Origin of the sequence: Vibrio sp. 10N.222.52.C12 (assembly GCF_041474215.1) — a bacterium.
Lineage (GTDB): Bacteria > Pseudomonadota > Gammaproteobacteria > Enterobacterales > Vibrionaceae > Vibrio > Vibrio crassostreae_C.
The window spans coordinates 1-6,071 of the sequence record NZ_JBFRTR010000055.1; the positions used below are offsets into that span (position 1 = coordinate 1).

The window sequence follows — 6,071 nt, forward strand, 5'->3', positions numbered from 1 at the left end:
CATTGAGCAGCCCTTTTTGATCAGGATATTTCGTTTTGAAACAGCTTGAGAGTTAAGCCGCAGATGTCTCTGTTGCTTGCTTAGCTTTAGGCTCTGCTTCAAGCGTCATGTTGGTTTCTACGCCGTGCATCCATGACACAAGCTTACCAGCACAAAGCAGCAGTAATATGCCACTCACCGTTGCTGTGATAGCAATACCACTGAAGATTGACATAGCACCAAGCTCACCAACGTGAGAACCAACCAGGCCTGCCACGTAGTTTGCCACCGCATTGAAGCCAAACCATGCACCCATCATCAATGATGCTAGGCGAAGCGGAGCTAACTTAGTGACCAACGACAGGCCAATAGGAGATAGACAAAGCTCACCAAGGGTATGGAAGAAGAAAGCGCCGACTAGCCATAGCATTGATGTTTTCACTGTTAGGTCACCGCCTTGCTCCATTACCGCGCCCATCATGCACACAAAGCCCAGTGCTAAGAAGAACAATGCCATTGCAAACTTCACAGGAGAGTTGGGTTCACGCTTACCCAGTTTCACCCAGAACGCAGCAATGATTGGAGCAAGTGTAATGATGAAGAATGGGTTCAAAGATTGGAACCACGCAGCAGGAACTTCAAAGCCACCAATCATACGGTCAGTATATTGTTGAGTGTAGATGTTCATTAGGCCGCCAGCTTGTTCAAAGCCCGCCCAGAATACAATCACGAACAGACCCATGATAAGAATCACTTTTAGTCTGTCGAACTCTTCTTTGGTCAGTGGCGCTTTTTCTTTAGATTTGTTCAGTGCTTTCGCTCTTGCAGCAGCAGGTACAGAACCGATGTTGCCTAACCAAGACTGAGCCATTGTCACTTGCATGATCAAGCTAATAACCATACCAATACCAGCGGCTAGGAAACCTGCTTTCCAACCGAATGAATCGACAGCAGCACCTGAAATTAAGCCACCAAGCAGCGCACCTAAGTTGATGCCCATGTAGAAAATGGTGAAAGCACCGTCACGGCGGTTATCGCCTTCTTGGTACAGATCGCCAACCATGGTTGAGATGTTCGGCTTAAACATACCGTTACCACTGATTAGCAGTGCTAAACCAAGGTACAGAGCGTTCACTTGGTCTAAACCGATGAAGCCGTTAGGTAGAGCCAGTGTAAATTGGCCAAGTGCCATTAATACACCGCCAATCAGAATTGATTTACGCTGACCTAGGTAGTTATCGGCAATCCAGCCACCAATTAATGGTGTGATGTAGACTAAACCGGTGTAAATACCGTAGAGATCGAGTGCGTCTTTCGTTGACCAACCCAGTCCACCGTTGAGGGTAGTGTCAGTCAAAAATAAGACAAGGATGGCGCGCATCGCATAGTAAGAGAAACGTTCCCATAGCTCTGTGCTAAAAAGTAGAAATAGGCCTCTAGGGTGGCCAAAGATGTTGTGGTTGCTTGGCATAAGTTTTACTAATTTTAGGTATTAAAAGATTTTATGGTCATTCATGTATACACAGTGGGATAAAAGTCTGCAATAGACGTATTTTATGGTTACGACAACTTGGTTTAGCTAAGCTATTGATATTAATCATCTTTACTTTTAATGTTGCCCATTTTAAGTGTGCTGCAAACTAATTTTCCAGATTTGAGCTGGTTGGTTAATAACCTTTATTAAAGTCGTGTTGAATAAAAATCTTTAGATGCATTGCTCTGGTGTATCATTTTGAGTTTAAAGGGAGTGGTGTGCTCATTAGGTGGGGTATACATATGCTTACAACAATGAGTCTTTTGATCTCTAAATGATCTCTGTACAATGCTTAACCACTCCGACACCTATAACTTTTTGTTGATAAATTGGTCTGCTACGCATTATTTTTCGTTGGCAACGATTCATTTTATTAATGGCGATTCAACCGTTTTAGGCATGTGGTAAAATATCTAAAAATATAAAATGGCTAGTTAAATGAAACGTTGGTATTTGCTTTACTGTAAGCGTGGTGATCAAAAACGCGCTCAGCAGCACTTAGAGAATCAGGGGGTAGAGTGCTTTTACCCTCAAATAGAAGTCAAAAAGGTGGTGAGAGGGAAAGAAAAGCAGGTCAAAGAACCGCTGTTTCCGTCTTACATCTTTGTTCGCTTCGATTATGAGCAAGGTCCTAGCTTCACGACCGTTCGTTCAACACGTGGCGTTGTGGACTTTATTAAGTTCGGTTCACTGCCGCACGAGGTCCAAGGAGACTTGGTGTTTGAACTTAAAGAGTTTGAGAAGTGCTGCAGTAACGAAGTGGAAGATTGTTGTGTTGAGTTTGAATCTGGACAGGTAGTTAAGATTCAGAGTGGCCAATTTGCTGGGGTTGAAGCTATTTTCGATCAGAAAGACGGTGAGGCTCGATCGATTATGCTGGTGAAAATGATCAGCCAAGTCGTTCCAATCAGTATTGAGAACGAAGCACTACAAGCTCGCGCATAACTGCAGTAATAAAAATAGGCTTAAAACAAAAGGCGCATAATGCGCCTTTTTTAGTCTTTAGGATTTGTTCAAAACGCTCTAAGCGTTGTAAGCATCGTTGTGAACGGCTTGTACTGCACGGCCTGATGGGTCGACACAGTTTTTGAATGACTCATCCCACTCAATCGCTTTCGCTGATGAACAAGCAACTGAAGGACCACCAGGTACACACTCTGCCGCAGATTCTAGAGGGAATAGCTCCTCAAAGATTTCACGGTAAGCATAACCTTCTTTGGTTGTTGGCGTGTTGTAAGGGAAACGGAACTTAGCAGCTTCCATTTGTTGATCCATTACTTTTGCTTCAGCCGTTGCTTTCAATGTATCAATCCAATCGTAGCCAACACCATCAGAGAACTGCTCTTTTTGACGCCATGCGATTGAATCTGGTAGGTAGTCTTCAAAACACTCACGCAGGATGTGTTTCTCCATCTTACCGTTACCGCACATCTTATCTTCAGGGTTCAGACGCATTGCGACATCGATGAACTCTTTATCCAAGAATGGTACACGGCCTTCAACACCCCATGCCGCTAGCGATTTGTTTGCACGAGCACAGTCGAACATGCTTAGAGCAAGCAGTTTACGTACTGTCTCTTCGTGGAACTCTTTCGCGTTTGGCGCTTTATGGAAGTACAGGTAACCACCAAAGATTTCATCAGCACCTTCACCTGAAAGTACCATCTTGATGCCCATCGCTTTGATCTTACGAGCCAGCAAGTACATTGGCGTTGATGCACGAATCGTCGTTACATCGTAAGTTTCGATATGGTAGATAACGTCACGGATTGCGTCTAGGCCTTCCTGAATAGTGTAAGTCATCTCATGGTGCACAGTTCCGATCTTGTCCGCAACTTCACGAGCAGCGATAAGGTCTGGTGCGCCTTCAAGACCAACAGCGAACGAGTGCAGTTGTGGCCACCAAGCTTCAGATTGCTCATCATCTTCGATACGCATTGCCGCAAAGCGTTTTGCAACTGCTGAAGTAATTGATGAATCCAGGCCACCAGATAGAAGTACACCGTAAGGAACGTCAGTCATTAGTTGACGTTTAACGGCTGCTTCTAGCGCTTCAGTCAGTTCTTCTTTGCTTGTGCTGTTGCCTTGTACCGCAGCGTACTCGTTCCAATCGCGGATGTAGTAGCGTTGAGGTTCAGCATCTTTCGAAGAGTAGAAGCTACCTGGAGGGAATTCACTGATCGTCTTACATACTTCAACCAATGCTTTCATCTCTGAAGCCACGTAGTAGTTGCCGTGCTCATCGTAACCTTGGTAAAGCGGGATGATACCAATATGGTCGCGGCCCACTAGGTACTCGTCTTTCTCTTCGTCGTATAAAACGAATGCGAAAATACCGTTAAGCTCTTCTAGAAGGTCTGCACCCATCTCTTGGTATAGCGCTAGGATAACTTCACAGTCAGAATCAGTCTGGAACTGGTACTTATCTTCATAGCGTGCACGAAGTTCTTTGTGGTTATAAATTTCACCGTTTACTGCAAGAATGTGCTTTTTGTCTTGACTGTATAGTGGTTGAGCACCACTGTTCAAGCCAACAATAGCAAGACGTTCATGAGCAAGGATTGCTTTTTCACCAGCATAGATACCAGACCAGTCTGGACCACGGTGACGAAGCTTCTTAGACATTTCTAAAGCAATAGGGCGAAGTGCTGCGGCATCACTTTTAATGTCGAGAATGCCAAATACTGAACACATAGAACTTCCTTTTAAATAATTTCCAAATCAACTGCATTCAATTTGCCATTCTGGCTAAAAAAAGCAACCGGATGTGAGCAAAAAAATAATATAAAGGGTGTTCTGTTAGAAATTATCTAATTTTTATGTGCTTTTGGTGTGTGATGTTTAATTGCGGTTGGTTTTTTAAACAAAAACCTCTCAAAAGTGCGAAAAATAGGCAGTTTTGAGAGGTTTAGTTGAACACTGTCTAATACTAGATTTTATTGATATTTGGATTTAACTGTTCGCAAACGTGGCGAGCAAAACCACTACCAGCCTCGCTGTAAATGTTAAATGCCGCATCAACGCCATTCTCTTTCAGTGTTTCGAGTTGATCGGGATATTCAGCAATAGCCGCAATTTGGCCTTTAAAGTTACGTGACTTTAATTGTTCTAAAGCGGTTTGATTACCTTGGTGGTGAGGCATTGCCAAAATCACCAGCTTTACGTTTGCTGTATCTAGAATTCGCTCCCAGAAATCTGGGTCAGTCGCGTCGCCAGAAATCACGTTTCTGCCTTGGCTTCTGTGGTTGTGCGCGGCTTCTTCACGCACTTCTACACCTAGGCTGACCTTGCCATAGCGAGTACGTAATTCGTCATAAGCACCGGTACCAATTCGGCCCATACCTAGAATAAGCACTTGGGCACGACCAGGGTCAATTCGCTTATCACGTCGGTGAAGCTTTTCTGACGCATGCTCTTTTAGCCATTTACCTGACTGCTGATAAAGCTTATGACCAGCTCGGTTTAAAGGAGCAGCGATTAGAAAAGACAGTGAAACTGCAATGGCAACGGCAACTAAGATATCACCCGACATCCAACCCATCTTGAAGGCGAGACCACCAACGATGAGGCCAAACTCGCTATAGTTAAACAGTGATAGCGAGGCAAGTAGAGATGTTCGAACACGGAACTTGAAGCGGTTGAGTACCAAGAAGTAGAGAACACCTTTCACTGGCAGCATCAGCAAGAACAAGATTGCGAGCATAAAGCCTTGAATGGTTGGTTGCTCTGACAGACCAATATTCAAGAAGAAACAGACAAGGAAAAGTTCTTTAAGGTTAAACAGCGACTTTGATAATTCTGAGGCTTTTGGGTGACCAGCAAGTAACATACCTAGAACAAGAGCCCCCAAATCTGGTTTCACACCAACCAAATGGAATAAACCAGCACCGACGACTAATGCGAAGAAGATGCCGGAAAGAACCAGCATCTCACCGTGACCAACCCAATCGAGCACTTTGTAGAACAGTGGGCGTAATAAGGGTAGGGCAAACAGAGCAATTGCATACCACTCAGGTATTTTGCCCGTAGAAGCCGTTAAGAATACTACGGCGAAGATATCCTGCATGACCAAGATACCAATCGCTAACGTTCCGTAGGTCGCATTCATTTCGCCTTTCTCTTGCAGAGTCTTAACCGCAAATACAGTACTAGAGAATGAAAGAGCAAAACCGAGCAGAACGATCTGTTCTACCGACATGGCAGCTAGCGATGAAATACCTAAGAACTTAAAGCCAAACAGGGCGACGGCGAAAAACAGAGTGGACAAAAGGTTGTGGATTGTCGCGCCAGCCCAGATCTCTTTAGAGAGTAGGGTTTTGATATCGAGCTTTAAGCCGATAGTAAATAGAAGCAGCGTGACACCAAGGTCAGCTAAAGTAATGATGGTGTCATTGGTTTCAAAGCCAAAGGCAAAAAGCCCAAAGCCTGCAACCAAAAAACCAACTAATGGGGGAAGGTGACACTTTAAAGCAATAAATCCTGCGATAAACGCAGTGGATATTAATATAAGTTCCATAACTTGTTGTTGTAGTTCCCTAGCTTAAAAAAACGGGCCGTG

4 protein-coding genes are annotated in these 6,071 nt (G+C 44.2%); 1 reads left to right on the forward strand and 3 read right to left on the reverse strand.

Features of this window, described 5'->3' with window-relative positions; all coding sequences use genetic code 11:
* Positions 1-52: 52 nt before the first annotated feature.
* Positions 53-1,450: a peptide MFS transporter gene (locus AB4623_RS10855; RefSeq protein ID WP_017062198.1), complete on the reverse strand. Its 1,398-nt coding sequence runs from the start codon at positions 1,448-1,450 to the stop codon at positions 53-55.
* Positions 1,451-1,951: 501 nt separating this feature from the next.
* On the opposite strand from AB4623_RS10855, the gene rfaH reads away from it, so the two are divergent.
* Positions 1,952-2,458 carry a transcription/translation regulatory transformer protein RfaH gene (gene rfaH / locus AB4623_RS10860; RefSeq protein ID WP_017062197.1) on the forward strand — a complete coding sequence of 169 codons (507 nt, stop codon included), beginning with the start codon at positions 1,952-1,954 and terminating at the stop codon, positions 2,456-2,458.
* A gap of 78 nt (positions 2,459-2,536) precedes the next feature.
* On the opposite strand, the gene asnB is transcribed toward rfaH, so the two are convergent.
* Together asnB and AB4623_RS10870 are read right to left on the reverse strand one after the other, a co-directional pair.
* Positions 2,537-4,207 (reverse strand): asparagine synthase B, encoded by a 1,671-nt coding sequence (gene asnB / locus AB4623_RS10865; RefSeq protein ID WP_372146384.1) that lies wholly within the window; start codon positions 4,205-4,207, stop codon positions 2,537-2,539.
* 235 nt (positions 4,208-4,442) lie between these two features.
* The gene (locus AB4623_RS10870; protein ID WP_017062195.1) at positions 4,443-6,029 is read right to left on the reverse strand and encodes a cation:proton antiporter family protein; all 1,587 of its coding nucleotides are present in this window, start codon (positions 6,027-6,029) and stop codon (positions 4,443-4,445) included.
* Between the last annotated feature and the right edge of the window lie 42 nt (positions 6,030-6,071).